Below are 14,633 nucleotides of genomic sequence, written 5' to 3'. Positions count from 1 at the left end.
CAGTGCACAGAACTGTGAGTAGCCGAGGGCATCACCGCCCACGGCGGCCTGATATTCCATCCAGAGCAGCTGTTTGGTCACGCCCTTGCGGCTTAACTCGGTATCGATATCAATCCAGCTGGGTAAGGTCTTGATAGCCTTGCCGGATTTGCCGGGATAGAGCAGGCGGTCGAGGTCGACGGGGGACAGTTCCGCCGGCAATGGCCAGAGCAGGTTAGCTACCGTGAATCGGCCGAGGATATCGTGCACTGTGGTACAGCCGATGCCGAGCGCTGCTACGATGGTGCGATTCGAGCGACGCTGCTCAAATTTAATGCGTAATAAATTGATATAGATGCACATTTCTGTTCTCGCGTTCTTCTTTTTACGTGCCATGCCATACCTCCGGAAGCTAAAAGTCTCCAGAGTATGGCGGAACAGAAGATGAGCGATCGGACAGAATCGGAATCGCTGATCGGGCGACCGGAATCAGTGATCGGACATGACCGGAACCGGCACGGGCCGACCAAAAACGCCACATAGCCCAGCGTGGCTACGATACTGACGCGCTCCGCTGCAAAATGCTCGCTGTCGCCGGCGGCAGAGATCGTAAGAGGAAAGCCGAGAGAGGCGCCCAGCCCCCATAAGACCACCGCGCCGCCGGCCACTAGCGCGTTATCGGCGAAAATAATAAGCGCCAGTCCCGGGGCTCCCAGCAGCGCGCTGCCGCGTACGACATTAAGCCGCCCGAACCGCACTTGGAACATGCCGCCGCCAAATCGCCCGGCGGTCATCGCCAGCGCAAAGCCGGCGTAAATCAGCGAACCGGACGTGGCGTTGAAACCATGCCCGTCCACCATCAACAACGGTAGCCAATCGCTGGCCGAGCCTTCCGCCAGCGCCATTGCCAGTACGATGACGCCTATCATCAGCAACTGACGGTTTTTCATCACCCTCAGCATCGACCCGCTGCGCCGATGCCCTTCCACTGTCGCCTGCGCCTTACCCGTGCCGGCCGGAATCGAGCGCAATCCCCAGGGAACCGCCGGTAGCGCAATACCTGCAATGAGCAGTAGATGCCATTGGATAGGGAAATTCATGGCGGTCAGACCAATGCCGATCGCCGCGCCCGCCAGGGTACCCAGACTATAGCAGCCGTGCAGCATCGACATCATCGGGCGGTCAAGCAGCCGCTCCACGGTCGCCCCTTCGATGTTGATCGCCACTTCAGCGCTACCCATGCCGACCCCGATGAAAAACAGCCCGGCCGCGACCAGCGTCGACTGCGAGACCGCCGCGCCGCAGGCAATGACAAGCATTGCGGCCGTCACCATCGCCATGCCGGTAATAATTACCGGTCGGGTACCGAGGCGGCGGGTCAGCCAGCCGGAACTGAGGATGCCGCCCATCGAGCCCAGCGATAGACCAAACAGCACCATGCCCATTTCGGCGGTGGAGGCGTGCAGGCGGTCGCGAATGGCGGGCGGGCGGGTTACCCAGGAGGCCATACAGAGTCTGGGCATAAAGAAAAATAGCGCGAGGCCGCGGCGTTGCATACTGGTCAGGCTCAAGCGAACTCCTGATGGAAAGGCATCTTGCTTCTGAGACTAGCATCATCCATGATAATGTACAAATGTACACTTTGGCGGACGGCCGTTTTCCTCTATCACCTTAGCCTTTCGAGGGCACCTTTATGAGCAGCAAGAAAAGCCGGCGTACCGACCCGGATCGGCGGGCGCGTATTATTGACGCGACGCTCGATATGATTGCGCAACATGGCGTGGCGAGTATTACCCACCGCAAGATCGCCGCCGCCGCCGATGTCCCGCTGGGATCGATGACGTATCATTTTGCCGGTATGCAGGACCTGCTTAAACTTAAAGAGTAAGCGCCCCGTGGAAGACGTCTTGAATTATTGGTGGGTTTGTTGTATGGCCCGGTAAGAATATGTTCCACTACGATGCCTAGTGAACCCGCATCCTATAAGGGACGGCTGTCAGATCATGGATAATCCGGCGATGATAGTGTCCACTTAAATTTTAATGACACTATCACAAACTTCAGAACCACTAATTTCATATCACTCAAACCGGGATGGAAATAAAAGTTATTAAAATCAATACAATGTGAAAATGCAATGAGCATAAGCGTGTAACGTAGGTTTACTGTCTCATACAACAAACCCCCCAATAATTCAAGACGTCCTCCACGGGGCGCTTACGTTTCCGCCGGGTTAAATCGGTCTAACTTTCCTTTTCACGCTATCACCAATACGGGTACCACCATGAAATTACGAATGAACGTTGCTGGTGAACCGGCTTGCCTTATAGATAGAAGTCTGGGAAGATAAAGTGCCCAACCTGGCCCGGGAACTGCGGGCGAAATTGCCGATGAAAAGCGTGCTGCAGCACTGCAAGCTGATTGGCGATATGGTGTTTTTCACTATACCGATTGTCGCGCCCTGGGAAAATAAATATAAAACCGAAGAGGTGGGCAAACTGCGCCGGGAGAAATACGGTAAAGCCACAGGCTCGGTGTGTTTTTACAGTTCGCGGCAGCAATTTTGCGTGGTTTACGGCGACGACACCGCCGAAGAACCGCTGCCGATTTCCTACATCGGCGAGGTGGTTGAAGGGGCGCTGCAACTGCGCGTCACCGGATTGGAAACCTGGTTTGATCAGGGCCGGGTGGTCGAGCTGGAAATTGTCGATTAGCTCACCGCCCGCCGGGCCGGGGGGGATGCCGCTCCCGGCCCGGCGGAGGAATACCGCCTCGTCTCACGCCGCCAGCAGGTCGGCCATAGCCCGACAGATAAACGCGCTTTCCGCCGGCGGCAGCCGGCCCGGCGCGCCGGCGCAATGACCAAACGGTGACGCCAGCGGGCGCCATTCCCCCCGGGCCAGCAAGCCGCATTCCATCTCTGCCTCTTCCAGCGTGAAGTAGCTGTCGGTGGTACAGGGCATGACGACGGTCCTGGCGGTAATCGCCGCCATCGCCGCGTCGAAATCACCGCCAAAGTGTGCATTATCGGCGATATTTGCCGTCTGCCAGCTATGCAGCATGCACAGCAGGTCATTGGCGTCGCGCCCTTGATGATCCTGCTCCCAATAGTGCAACAGCGCCTCGCGGGTCGAAAAATTTAACTGCCGGTAGAGATGCTGGCGATAGAACGCGGCGGAATAGGCCCAACCCGCATAGCAGTGGCCGAAGGCGGCCAACCCCTTTAGCGGCGGGCGGGTATAACTTCCCTGCTGAAATAGCGGGTCCGTCTGCAGGGCCGCGGCTATGCCGGAGAGAAATACCTGATTCAGCGGCCAGCATTTGGCGCTGCCGCACACCGCCAGCAATGCGTCTACCGCATCGGGATAGAGCGTGGCCCACTGATACCCCTGCATCGCCCCCATCGACCAGCCGGCGATAAGCGCCAGTCTGTCGATTTGCCAATGATCGTGGATAAGCCGGTGCTGCGCCCGGACGTTATCCAGAAGCGTCACCGCCGGGAAGCGCCGGCCCTGCTGCGGCCCGGGATGGCTGGGGGGAGCTGGAGACACCGTTGCCGAACAGATTGGTGCAAATAATGAAATACCGGGCCGGATCGAGCACCTGGCCTGTGCCGATAAGCGCGTCCCAACCGCGATGGTCACCCGCATACCAGGACGGCAGCAAAATAGCGTTATCGCGCCGGCGGTTAAAACGGCCATAGGTCACATAACTCAGCCGGGCGTTTTGCATCCGATCGCCGCTGTGCAAGATAAAATCCCCCAGCTCACAATGTTGAGTGTCCTGCATCATCACCCCCTCGCGCACCGCACCCGCGGTGATTAATTAATCAGATAGTTAACTTGTTGCCAATTTCACGTCTATGGTACTATTTATCCGTCGAGGCGCCGAAACAGCGCCTTGTTAATCCAAGCCGCGCACGGCTTAGGAATCCTGTTTTCCTGACCCACGCTTGCTCGTTAAAAAAACAGGCTCTCTGAGCCGGAAAGGATTATGAAAACTCGCGCTACAAAGACCGCTATGACGCCCGCCGCCACCGTTAAGGGGAAAAAAAACCAGCCGGGGGATGTGGCGAATACCCTGCTTAATTGCGCACTGGAATTATTCGCCCGGAAAAATTACTCTTCCGTCAGAATCAAAGATATTGCCGACGCCACGGGCCATAATTCAGCTTTGATTTATTACTATTTTGGATCTAAAGAAAATCTTTTTCTAAAAGTCATTGAATCCACAGTAGAAAAAGCTTTCGAGCAGTTCGAGGCTATCAAACACGACGCCCGCGATCCCCAGCAAGTGCTGTTTCTTTGGATCCAGATACATATCATGCAATTTTATTTGCTGCAAAAGCTGGCCAAGATCAGCCTGGATTATGCCGGCACCCACGGCCGTACCCCCAAATCGATAAAGCGATTAAAAAATTTTATGAAAAAGAGTCGGTGGTGCTGAAAAATACCCTCACCGACGGCATACAGGCCTGGGTGTTTCGCGAGGTAAACCCCGCCGATATGGCGATGTTTATTTCGACCTACCTCGATGGGGTGTTATTCCGCACGGTCATGTTTCCTAAATTTAAATACAAACATGCCATCAATTGCATGCGCGAGTTTGTATTTGAACATCTGGCGGTCAAGCCGGCATAAACGGCAGGTCAGTCCTGCAGTTCGATGACGATTTCCGGCGCCCGGGCGCGCGAACAGCACAGCAATATCCGGTTGTTTTGTTCTTTTTCCGCCGGCGTCAAATAATTGTCGCGGTGGTCCGGAATACCGCGCACCACCCGCGCCTGACAGGTACCGCCGATGCCGCAGGCGGTTTCGGTGTCGATGCCGGCCAGGTTTAGCGCCTCGACGATAGTCTGCTCCCCCGTGACCGCTAACCGCTGCCCCGACGGGTGCAGTTGCACCATAAACGTCCCCTCCTGCGCTAGCGCCGGCGGCGAGAACAGCTCATAATGCAGATCCTCGTCGCGACGCCGTGCCGCGCGCAGAAATCCCGCACCGGCGCGGTAAACGGCTGCGATCCGCAGAGATAGAGCGCGCTACGCCCCACGTGCCGCAGCCAGCGCGTCAGTAGCCCGCACGGATCCGCCGGCGCTTGATGGTGCACTCTGAGCGCCGGCGCAATCTCCCGCCACGCCCCCTGCAGGTCGAAAGCGCTAAGGGTGTCCGGCCGGCCGAAATAATACAGCCGGTAAGGGCGCCCCTGACACGCCAGGGTCAGCGCCATCGGCAACAGCGGCGTGATGCCGATGCCTCCCGCCAGCAGCAGCGCCGGATAGGGATGTTGTTGCAGTGCGAACAGCGTCACCGGCGCGCCGATGGCGAGGGTCTGTCCCGGCATGACCTGCTGTCGCAGGTACTCCCCGGCGCCGCGGGAGTGCCGGGTGACCAGCACCGCCAACCAGTAATGGTGTAATTGCTCGGGATCGCCGCACAACGAGTAATGACGCAACAGCGAGGGGCTCAGGCGGACCGCGATATGCGCGCCGGCGCGCCAGGGTTAAAAGGATAACCCCGGTGCCCCCATCCCGCTTTTCGGTGACCACCACCTCCATGAACGGCTGCTCATTCATCGTTCTGCTCCGCAAACCGGCGACACGCCCCCGCAGGGCGGCATTTCGCCTCAAAAAATCGTGCTATAGCGCTCGATTTCCCATTGGCTAACACATGCAGGTGATAGTGATTCCACTCCTGCAGTTTGTATTTGACGAATTAATCCTTCAGCGCTTTACCGAGCGTCGCCTCGACGAAAGGATCGCTGCTGAACACCTCCACCGCCTCCAGCAGGTTTTGCGGCAGAAAATCAATGCCGCGCGCCTGCCGCTCCTGTTAGCTGATGGCATATAAATTGTCTTCGTTCGGTTCACGCGGGTCTATTTTGTCGCGGATCCCCTCCAGCCCGGCCGCCAGCGCCGCCGCCAGATAGGGATTGACCGCGCCGTCGGTGTTGCGCGATTCGCAGCGGCCGCCGCCGGCCGGTACCCGTACCGAGTTGGTGCGGTTATTGGATCCATAAGAGTTGAATACCGGCGCCCAAGAGAAATAATTCATCGCTCCCTGCCGCACCAGCCGTTTATAACTGTTCACCGTGGGCGCGAAGGCGGCGCAAAGCGCGCGCCCGTGGCGCAGCAGGCCGCCGATAAAGTAATACCCCGTCTGATACAGCACCAGCCCGCGCGGATCCTGCGCGGATTGAAAAATATTCTCGCCGCGGGCCTTATCAAACAACGACATATTAAAGTGCGCGCCGGTACCGGTTTTATTTGCGAAGGGTTTCTGCATCATTGTCGCCACCAGCCCTAATTCCCGGGCATAGTGCTTGGCCATGAAACGGAAGAAAATAAAGCGATCACAACTGGTCAGGGCATCGGCGTATTTGAAATCAAATTCAAATTGCGAGTTGCCATCCTCGTGGTCCAGCGAGTAGAGATCCCAACCCAGTTGATTGATGGTGGAGGATACTTTGTCGAGCCAGGCAAACTGGCCGATAAACCCCTGCAAATCGTAGCAGGGTTTATTGAGCTTGTTGTCCGCATCCGGCACCGACAGTCCGCCGTCTTGTTTGCGTTTAAGCAAATAGATCTCGCACTCGATCCCCAGATTAAAGCCAAAGCCCATCGCGTCGGCCTGCGCCAGCACATTCTTCAGCGCCACCCGCGTACTGAGGGGATAGGGTTCGCCCTGAAAGGCATTATCGGCCGGCATCCAGGCGATTTTCGGCTCCCAGGGCAGTTGGATTATCCCGTCCAGATCCGGAATCGAGGTAAGTTCATCTTCGTTAGGCAGTTGGCCGAGACCATCAAGGGCATAGCCGGTATAGCGCTCCAACCCCGCCGCCATTTGGCGCAAATGGCCAATCGGCACCACTTTGCCTTTCGGCACGCCGTGAATATCCACATAGGCGCCCATACAATACTGCACGCCCTGCTGCTGTAATTGTTGTTCCAGATCGGTTATCTGCTGTTCGGTCTTTTTCATCATCTGCTCTGCCATAGGAGGTGAAACCCGTCGCATCATGAATGTTCAACGATCGGGTGAGGGATATAGGGCGCTTCCAGCATCGCGATTTCCTCGCGGCTCAGCGTCAGTTCCGTGGCGCTGAGCGCGTCTTCCAAATGCTGCAGGGCCGTGACGCTGACCACCGGCGCCACCACCGCGGGCTTGCTGTAAAGCCCGGCCAGCGCCACCTGCGCCTGCGGAATGCCGCGCTGCGTCGCCACCTCGGTCACCGCCTGGATAACCTGCCGGTCCGCCTGCTCGGTCGCCGCGTAGAGAAACTCCGCATAGGCATCGCCGGCCCCGCACGACGTGCAGCGCTTGGCAAAATTGCCAGGCGTACATCGAGGAGGCGCCGAGATAGCACACCTTGCCCATCTTTACCAGGTCGTGCAGCGCCTCCAGCGTCTCCTCCAGGGGCGTGTCGTAATCCCAGCGATGGATTTCATACAGATCGATGTAATCGGTGTTAAGCCGTTTCAGGCTAGCGTCGATTTCGGTCATGATGCATTTGCGGGATAATCCTTTGCTGTTGGGCCCCTTGCGCATCGGGTTATAGACCTTGGAGGTAATCACCACCTCCTCCCGACGGGCGAAATCTTTCAGCGCCCGGCCCAGCACGACCTCGCTCTCGCCTCCCGAATACACATTGGCGGTATCGAAAAAGTTGATGCCGCTCTCCAGCGCCTTTTGAATAAAGGGACGGCTTTGCCGTTCATCCAGCGTCCAGCCATAGCCGCTCTTTTCCGGCGAGGTATAGGTGAGGCAGCCCAAACAGATAGCCGAAACCTCCAGCCCCGAGCGCCCGAGTTTTACCATTTTCATTGCCGTTTCCTTACTGTTAAGCAGAGGACAAACGCCTTATGCCAACCGCGCGCGACTATAAACGGCGGCGCAAATAGTTGGCCAAATGCCACACGGTGGTTTCCAGATGACCGAGCCGGCCCGGCCGCGCCATGCGCGAGCGGCTGCCGATTTTCTGCGCCGCATTGATGCCAAGATCCTCATCAATAATGCCTAGGCGGCCGTTCTTCATTTCAGCCGCCGTCGCGGCAAAGTCCGGCTGCGCGGCGGATGCTTTGGACACCAGCACCAGCCGATGCCAACGGGTCATATGGCGATCCTCCGGCAATAGCGTACTGATACTTAGGTGGTCAGGGTTAAGCCCGATAAGACAGGTGGGGTAAATGAGCAATTAGATCAATTTGCCGCATATCCTGCTCGGTGAAGCCACTCAGGGGGATAAGGCCAGGGGTCAGGACTTCCGAAATATCGCCGTTTTTACGCAGCGGCTGATGACACAGCGTCCAGCCCGGGACCATCTTCGCCGATATAGCTCAAGCGTCCCGGAAAACTGTCCTCCAGCGTGGTCCGGTGCACGGCGGAGTTGTGATAGTACTCCATAAACGTTTCCACCGCCATTTTCCAGTTGAACGGGCAGTCATAGTCCAGGGTGTAGGTGGTATGCAAATCGGCCACCTGGTATTTGTTCAACAGGGCGTTAAGGGGGCGCAATCGATCGGCTATCGACTCGACGCTGTCGGAAAAGGTGATGAAAATGTAAGCGCCCCGTGGAGGACGTCTTGAATTATTGGTGGATTTGTTGTATGGCCCGGTAAGAATATGTTCCACTACGATGCCTAGTGAACCCGCATCCTATAAGGGACGGCTGTCAGATCATGGATAATCCGGCGATGATAGTGTCCACTTAAATTTTAATGGACACTATCACAAACTTCAGAACCACTAATTTCATATCACTCAAACCGGGATGGAAATAAAAGTTATTAAAATCAATATAATGTGAAAATACAATGAGCATAAGCGTGTAACGTAGGTTTACTGTCTCATACAACAAACCCACCAATAATTTAAGACGTCCTCCACGGGGCGCTTACCATTGACCCGCGTTTCTTTCAGCTTTTTGAGGATACGCAAGGGGTGCGCGATCTGGTCTACGAAATGCGCGGGCAGGATACCGGCAACGCCAGAGCGAAGAAAGGCGCGGAAGCGTGGAAAAACGTTTCCGAGCTGTTGCAGCGTCGCTTTAACGATGCCGGAGGCTATATCGGTTATCTGGAAGATTGGGGCTTGCCGCAACACCATTCTATGGAAAAGATAGGTAAAGCCACGCAATCCGATTGGGTCGGGTTTGTGCTAGGGAAGCTTGACCGCAATAAGTACGTAAAAGAGAACGGTGAGTTGATGAGCGATAAGGAAGTCGCCGATTTTCTTGGTCATACTTACAAGACCATTGCCACCGGCGGCATGAACAAACTCGGTGATTCGGGGCTACGCCTGTCTGGCGCGCGCGCCAATCGTGGCAACGCTGAAAGGCAAATCTACTTTAAGGACGCGGAAGGGTATTTAGCCTATCAGCAGCGCTTCGGGGAAAAGTCGATGTGGGATATTCTTGTCAACCACCTGGATGGCATTAGTAAAGATATCGCGTTGGTGGAAACCTACGGCCCTAACCCCGATCATGTGTTCCGCTCTCTGCTTGACGAGCTGGCGGCTAAAACCGCTGACGAAACGCCATCACGAACCGGCAAAATAAAAAACCTAAAGAACAAAACGGAGAGCCTTTACAACTTTATCGCAGGTAAAACGCAGCCGGTCGCCAATCCTCATATTGCCCGCTGGGCGGATCACGTACGTAACTGGCTAGTGGCTTCGCGGTTAGGATCGGCGCTGATTTCCTCGCTGTCCGATAACGGCACGATGTACCTGACTGCCAAGGTCAATAACTTGCCGATAGCACAGCTATTACGCAATCAGCTTGCGGCGATGAACCCGGCGAAATAAGGACGAGCTCCGGCTTGCCCGCGGCGCTGGCCTGGCGATGGAAACCTTGTTAGGAAGCGTTAACCGATGGGCGACCGATAATATGGGCCCTTCTGCCTCACGTTGGGCCGCAAACGCGGTGATGCGGGCAAGTTGGGCTATCCGCGTGGTCGGATGCGCATAAGCGGGCCTACGGCGTGACTATGATGGGCGGTATTGGTAACCTTGTACGCAAGCATGCGGACATCGCAAAAATTGCTGATGAGGACGCGCGAATACTGAAAAGCAAAGGTATCACCTCGCAAGATTGGAAGATATGGAAGCTGGCCGAGCAAGAGGACTGGGGAAACGGCAACACAACGATGTTAACCCCGGAAAGCATCATGCGTATCCCGAACGAAAAACTTGCGGCGTTTGGTAATGCCGAGCGGGTTAAATTTGAGGCGATGCGCAAATTGCTCGGCGCCGTAAGCGAGGAAGTGGATATGGCGGTGGTTACGCCCGGTGCGCGCGAGCGCATGGTGACCGGCGCGACGATGCAGCGCGGGGACTGGCGAGGCGAGCTTATGCGTAGTGTTTTTCTCTTCAAATCTTTCCCCATCGCGGTCATGATGCGTCATTGGTCACGTGCGTTGAATATGCCCTCTGCGGGCGGTCGTGCGGCGTATCTGGCGGCCTTTCTGGCGAGCACGACAGTATTGGGCGCGATGTCCCAACAAATCAGTGAGGTCATTGCGGGACGTAACCCGCGGGATATGACAGGCGATAAAGCCCTGCAATTTTGGGTCAATGTCTTTTTAAAGGGCGGCGGTGTGGGCTTGTATGGTGATTTTCTGCTTTCCGACCACACCCGGTATGGCTCTGGCGCATTGGCCTCCATGCTCGGTCCAGTGGCGGGGGTCGTCGATGACGTCATTAAACTGTTGCAAGGGGTCCCGCTCAATGCGGTCGAGGGTAAGCCGGAACAAACGGGGGGCGATCTCGTCAAGTTTGCCAAGGGCATGATACCAGGGCAAAATTTATGGTATACTAAGGCGGTGCTTGACCATATGGTCTTTAATCAGCTACAGGAAATCTTTTCACCGGGCTACTTGCGTCGAATGGAAAAGCGTTCCCGGAAAGAGTTTAATCAAACCTACTGGTGGCGTCCGCAGGACAGGCTGCCGCAATAAACCCGCTAGCGCTAATCGGTCGGGATCCCGACCTTTCAGCAAGTCCATGATAGCCCTGTGATAATCACGGCGCTTTTTTATGCATAACGATGAAAAAACACGTCTCAGCAAGCTGAGTGATAAATTAACGGATGTGGTGCTGGAAGAAGCCGATCCGGATAACTGGCCTGGTGCCGGAAAGGCCATTGACGCGCACACTCAACAGGAGCACGGCGATCGCTACTGGTTCAAGAAGAACGCGACGACGACGCTGACGCTGTTAACCAAGGTGCATACGCTTATCGACCTGCAAACGCATGGGGGAACGCCAGGAGGCCGGCCTTGGCGATGATGATGAGGCTTTCGAGCTGGGTCAACAGGTTGCCAGTGCCGAGCGAGAAGCGGAGAAAATCATTGCGCGTCTACAGAAAGGGAAGACATGACGTCTTTCCTCGCTTTCTTCCTGATATGGGCGGAGCGCATGGGATGGGATGTGCCCGACTGTCATTATCGCGCTTGCTACTGGCTGGAGCATCGCGGCAATCTGGCGGTGCTCCGTTGTTTTCGTGGCTTCTGTAAGTCGACTATTCTGGCTGTTTATAATGCTTGGCGGTATTACCGCGATCGACAGTACCGTATTCTCCATCAGTCCGAATCGAATTCCACCGCCCGTAAAACCAGTCGCGACACGCAGAATGTGCTGCGTAACCATCCGCTGACGAAAGGTATGTTGCCCAAAAGCATCGGCGCCGTTGAGCAATGGTCGGTTGAGGGCGCGCGTGACAGTCGCAATGCCAGCATGTTCGTAAAGGGGATACTTTCAAACGTCACCGGCGCGCGTGCGAACGAATGCCAAAACGATGACGTGGAAGTCCCCKGCAATATTCAGACACCAGAAGCCCGCGAAAAGCTGCGTYACCGTCTGAGTGAGCMGACGCATATTCTTATTCCCGGAGGCCGAAAATTGTTTATCGGTACACCCCATACCCACGACAGCCTGTACGACGAGATGGAGGCCGCTGGCGCGGATTGTCTGGCCATCAAACTGTTTGCTCATAAGTATCGCATTGAGGCTAATGAGGCGGTCAGTCTGCACTATACGCTGCCGTTTCGACCTGAGTATGTCTTTATGGGGATCCACAATGGGGCGCGCCTGCTGGTTGAGCACGTGGATTATCGGCTGACAGAAGACGATATAGCGTTTGCGGCGCCACCCGAAACGATGATTAACTGTTACGCGGGCTGCCAATGGCCCGAACGTTTCAACGCGGAGGAGCTTGAAACCCGACGTAAGGACTGTCGCACGGTTAACGAATGGGACAGTCAATATCAGCTGCACAGTAAGCCCATGGGTGAGGTGCGTCTCGATCCTGACCGCATCCGTGAGTACAACGTACAGCCGGAGATCCGCTACACAAACCGGGCGTGCTCGTTGTGGCTGGGGGCTACGCAGATTGTTGGTGCCGTCGCCTGGTGGGACGTAGCATCCGGGAAAGTAAAAGCAGATGTCAGCGCCTTTTCCTTGATGCTGACCGATGCGCGCGGTCACCTTTACTGGCAGGTATGCCAGGCGTTCATCGGCGATCTGGCCGAGTTCGATGACAAGAACAAACTCATCGGCGTGCAGGTGATGCAGATTAAAGCACTGGTACTCAAATACCAGATCCCGGTCGTCTGTGTCGAAGTCAACGGTCCTGGTCTCTTTGTCGGCAAAATATTGCGTCAAGCGCTTAAGGGGACCGGTTGCGGTGTTCGTGAAAAGATAAGCGTAACCAAAAAGCAGAAACGTATTCTTGATGCGTTTGAAGCGCCATTATCATCGCGTTTCCTGTGGGCGCACAGCGATGTGCTTGACGGCCCGATGTACGACCAGATGCGGGAGTTTAACCCTGCGCTTACCGATCAACCGGATGACTATATTGATTCCGGTGCCGGTGCCATCAGTCAAACGCCGGTACGCATCGGTAAAGTAGTCGGGATCCCGACCACTCGGGCGCGCGAAAATTGGCAGTTAAGTGACGGCGAGCACAGCGTCGACGTTGATTACTAGCCAGGAGAGTGCGCCATGTCGGTACCCAATCAGACGCCCTATGTTATTTATACCGCGAACGGGCTGACAACGGTTTTTCCGTTTGAATTTTATATTATCAGTGCCGCAGATCTTCAAGTCATGGTTAACGGTGTCGAAGTGAATACAGGGTATACCGTGACAGGCACGGGTAATCTGGGTGGTGGCAATGTGACATTCCTTACCCCACCCGCCACTGGCGCGACGGTGATGCTGGAGCGTGTGGTGCCAACGACCCGGTTGACGGATTATCAGGATAACGGCGACATGCTGGCCGATACGGTTAACAAGGATTTTGACCGCCTTTGGATGGCTATTCAGCGTTCTTTTATCCAGATTGATTTGGTGATGCGCCGTCCGCTGACGGGGTTGCCCTTTAATGCCGAAGGCTATCGTATCTCTCGGCTGGGCTCCCCCCTGGATAGCCAGGATGCGGCCACGAAAGGCTATAGCGACACGCTTCACGAAAAGAGCAACAGATATGCTGATGAGTTGAATAGCAAAACCAACCAGCATGTTGAAGAACTGGATGCAAAAACCAATCAGCACGTAGAAGCGCTCAACAGCGCGACGAATACCCACGTTACCGAACTGGATAAGGCGACCAACGAGCGGGTCGGCCAGCTTCACGCCGACATCTCGAATCGTGCCTTGCGCGCGCCTGAAGCCAAAATTCCCCCTATACCGGATGCGGCAACACGAGCCGGGAAACTGCTCTCCTTTGATGCATTGGGTGCGCCGATTGCGGCGTTGCCGCCCACTGGCAGTGCCGCCGATGTGTTAACCGAGCTGGCAAAACCCGATGGGGCGACCCGGATTGGCAGCCAACGGCCAGGCGGTAAAAGCGAAACCGTGCAGTAGGCGTTAACGAGCATCCGCAAAGAAGCAGAAAAGAAATTCGATAAAACCGGCGGCACCGTTAATGGCCCGCTGATGGTGGAGGGAAACGCCAAATTTACAGGTACGGATTATCTGGATAAATCCGGCGTCATCACCGAAAAGAAAAATAATGTGCGCGAAACCAATGGATTACGAATAAGAGGTATTGAAGGCCAGCGTGCGAATTTTCGATATTTTGAGCAAATCGGCCAGGGTGCTTCCCTGAAACTTAATGTTATCGCCGGGAACGATAATGGCGAGTTTACTTTTAGCCAAAGAGGCAATTTTCGCGCCAGCGGCGGGGCAACGTTTGGCGGCAATATTCACGTCGCATGGGGCGGTAGAACTGCAATCTTCCACGAAAATGGTGATGTGACGGGCCCCATTTGGGGCGGGGCGTTGAGTGCATGGCTCAATAATCAGCTGCAAGGCCGTGCACGCACACAAGTTTTTGGTGGTCGTGGTGGATGGTGGTACAAGGATGAATTGTCGGGATTCATTTTTCAGGGCGGCGGCGTTAAGCATGTCAGCAACGCGGTCCGTGTAAGTTTTCCTCTTGGTTACCAAAGAGAGTGTTTCGGTGTTCAAATGACATTTTTGGGCAACGTAAAATCAGACGGCATATCTGCAGCAGAGGTTGAGAATAGCGGCTTTACTGCATGGATGCATGCAATAGGAACACAATCCTATTGGTGGGCGGTGGGGGTGTGACGATGAGTTACGGATATAGCGCAAAAACGAATACGTTCTATTTGATTGAAAACCAGAAAGGTTACG

General features: G+C 55.6%; 16 protein-coding genes and 3 pseudogenes. 9 read left to right on the top strand and 10 right to left on the bottom strand.

All coding sequences use genetic code 11. The features are described from left to right. Positions 1 to 375 (bottom strand): annotated as a pseudogene (locus tag ACMX3H_RS02595) (IS21 family transposase); the annotation flags it as partial. Then, a complete protein-coding gene (locus ACMX3H_RS02590; protein WP_415209696.1) occupies positions 276 to 1,550 on the bottom strand; it encodes an MFS transporter in 1,275 nt (424 codons plus the stop codon). The pseudogene ACMX3H_RS02595 and the gene ACMX3H_RS02590, both read right to left, overlap by 100 nt. 122 nt (positions 1,551 to 1,672) lie before the next feature. Between ACMX3H_RS02590 and ACMX3H_RS02585 the strand changes: the two genes are divergently transcribed. Continuing rightward, positions 1,673 to 1,867 carry a TetR/AcrR family transcriptional regulator gene (locus ACMX3H_RS02585; RefSeq protein WP_415209695.1) on the top strand — a complete coding sequence of 65 codons (195 nt, stop codon included), beginning with the start codon at positions 1,673 to 1,675 and terminating at the stop codon, positions 1,865 to 1,867. A 463-nt stretch (positions 1,868 to 2,330) separates the two neighbouring features. After that, positions 2,331 to 2,693: a hypothetical protein gene (locus ACMX3H_RS02580; protein WP_415209694.1), complete on the top strand. Its 363-nt coding sequence runs from the start codon at positions 2,331 to 2,333 to the stop codon at positions 2,691 to 2,693. Between the two features lie 63 nt (positions 2,694 to 2,756). On the opposite strand, the gene ACMX3H_RS02575 is transcribed toward ACMX3H_RS02580, so the two are convergent. Next, complete coding sequence (locus tag ACMX3H_RS02575) at positions 2,757 to 3,473, bottom strand: homoserine acetyltransferase (protein ID WP_415209693.1); 717 nt, start codon at positions 3,471 to 3,473, stop codon at positions 2,757 to 2,759. Continuing rightward, positions 3,457 to 3,771: a hypothetical protein gene (locus ACMX3H_RS02570; protein WP_415209692.1), complete on the bottom strand. Its 315-nt coding sequence runs from the start codon at positions 3,769 to 3,771 to the stop codon at positions 3,457 to 3,459. The genes ACMX3H_RS02575 and ACMX3H_RS02570 overlap by 17 nt, the downstream gene beginning before the upstream one ends. 201 nt (positions 3,772 to 3,972) lie before the next feature. On the opposite strand from ACMX3H_RS02570, the gene ACMX3H_RS02565 reads away from it, so the two are divergent. Together ACMX3H_RS02565 and ACMX3H_RS02560 are read left to right on the top strand one after the other, a co-directional pair. Then, entirely contained in the window at positions 3,973 to 4,425 is a 453-nt protein-coding gene (locus ACMX3H_RS02565) for a TetR/AcrR family transcriptional regulator (RefSeq protein WP_415209691.1), read from the top strand. Then, positions 4,416 to 4,619 carry a hypothetical protein gene (locus ACMX3H_RS02560; protein ID WP_415209690.1) on the top strand — a complete coding sequence of 68 codons (204 nt, stop codon included), beginning with the start codon at positions 4,416 to 4,418 and terminating at the stop codon, positions 4,617 to 4,619. The genes ACMX3H_RS02565 and ACMX3H_RS02560 overlap by 10 nt, the downstream gene beginning before the upstream one ends. Positions 4,620 to 4,627: 8 nt before the next feature. Here the strand turns inward: ACMX3H_RS02560 and ACMX3H_RS02555 are convergent, their stop codons facing one another. The 6 genes and pseudogenes from ACMX3H_RS02555 to ACMX3H_RS02530 all read right to left on the bottom strand — a co-directional run bounded on the left by ACMX3H_RS02555 (position 4,628) and on the right by ACMX3H_RS02530 (position 8,606). After that, a complete protein-coding gene (locus ACMX3H_RS02555; RefSeq protein ID WP_415209689.1) occupies positions 4,628 to 4,885 on the bottom strand; it encodes a 2Fe-2S iron-sulfur cluster-binding protein in 258 nt (85 codons plus the stop codon). A gap of 17 nt (positions 4,886 to 4,902) precedes the next feature. After that, positions 4,903 to 5,430, bottom strand: a complete 528-nt coding sequence (locus ACMX3H_RS02550; RefSeq protein ID WP_415209688.1) for a hypothetical protein — start codon at positions 5,428 to 5,430, stop codon at positions 4,903 to 4,905. Between the two features lie 377 nt (positions 5,431 to 5,807). Then, on the bottom strand, positions 5,808 to 6,959 hold the full coding sequence (gene glnT, locus ACMX3H_RS02545) for a type III glutamate--ammonia ligase (protein ID WP_415209687.1): 1,152 nt from the start codon (positions 6,957 to 6,959) through the stop codon (positions 5,808 to 5,810). Between the two features lie 32 nt (positions 6,960 to 6,991). Next, positions 6,992 to 7,799, bottom strand: a pseudogene (locus tag ACMX3H_RS02540) (aldo/keto reductase). A gap of 55 nt (positions 7,800 to 7,854) precedes the next feature. Beyond that, complete coding sequence (locus tag ACMX3H_RS02535) at positions 7,855 to 8,169, bottom strand: SRPBCC family protein (protein WP_415209686.1); 315 nt, start codon at positions 8,167 to 8,169, stop codon at positions 7,855 to 7,857. Between the two features lie 86 nt (positions 8,170 to 8,255). After that, complete coding sequence (locus ACMX3H_RS02530) at positions 8,256 to 8,606, bottom strand: SRPBCC family protein (RefSeq protein ID WP_415209685.1); 351 nt, start codon at positions 8,604 to 8,606, stop codon at positions 8,256 to 8,258. A 267-nt stretch (positions 8,607 to 8,873) separates the two neighbouring features. Between ACMX3H_RS02530 and ACMX3H_RS02525 the strand changes: the two are divergent. The 5 genes and pseudogenes from ACMX3H_RS02525 to ACMX3H_RS02505 all read left to right on the top strand — a co-directional run. Further along, positions 8,874 to 10,930, top strand: a pseudogene (locus tag ACMX3H_RS02525) (hypothetical protein); the annotation flags it as partial. Positions 10,931 to 11,009: 79 nt separating this feature from the next. Continuing rightward, on the top strand, positions 11,010 to 11,261 hold the full coding sequence (locus ACMX3H_RS02520) for a hypothetical protein (protein WP_415209684.1): 252 nt from the start codon (positions 11,010 to 11,012) through the stop codon (positions 11,259 to 11,261). 87 nt (positions 11,262 to 11,348) lie between these two features. After that, on the top strand, positions 11,349 to 12,959 hold the full coding sequence (terL, locus tag ACMX3H_RS02515) for a phage terminase large subunit (RefSeq protein ID WP_415209683.1): 1,611 nt from the start codon (positions 11,349 to 11,351) through the stop codon (positions 12,957 to 12,959). Between the two features lie 15 nt (positions 12,960 to 12,974). Further along, positions 12,975 to 13,838: a phage tail fiber protein gene (locus ACMX3H_RS02510; protein ID WP_415209682.1), complete on the top strand. Its 864-nt coding sequence runs from the start codon at positions 12,975 to 12,977 to the stop codon at positions 13,836 to 13,838. A 72-nt stretch (positions 13,839 to 13,910) separates the two neighbouring features. Further along, the gene (locus ACMX3H_RS02505) at positions 13,911 to 14,567 is read left to right on the top strand and encodes a hypothetical protein (protein WP_415209681.1); all 657 of its coding nucleotides are present in this window, start codon (positions 13,911 to 13,913) and stop codon (positions 14,565 to 14,567) included. The last annotated feature ends 66 nt before the right edge of the window (positions 14,568 to 14,633 follow it).

The sequence above is a fragment of the Sodalis sp. (in: enterobacteria) genome (genome assembly GCF_047607725.1).
Lineage (GTDB): Bacteria > Pseudomonadota > Gammaproteobacteria > Enterobacterales > Enterobacteriaceae > JBLKSS01.
This window is presented reverse-complemented; position numbering and strand designations above follow the sequence as displayed.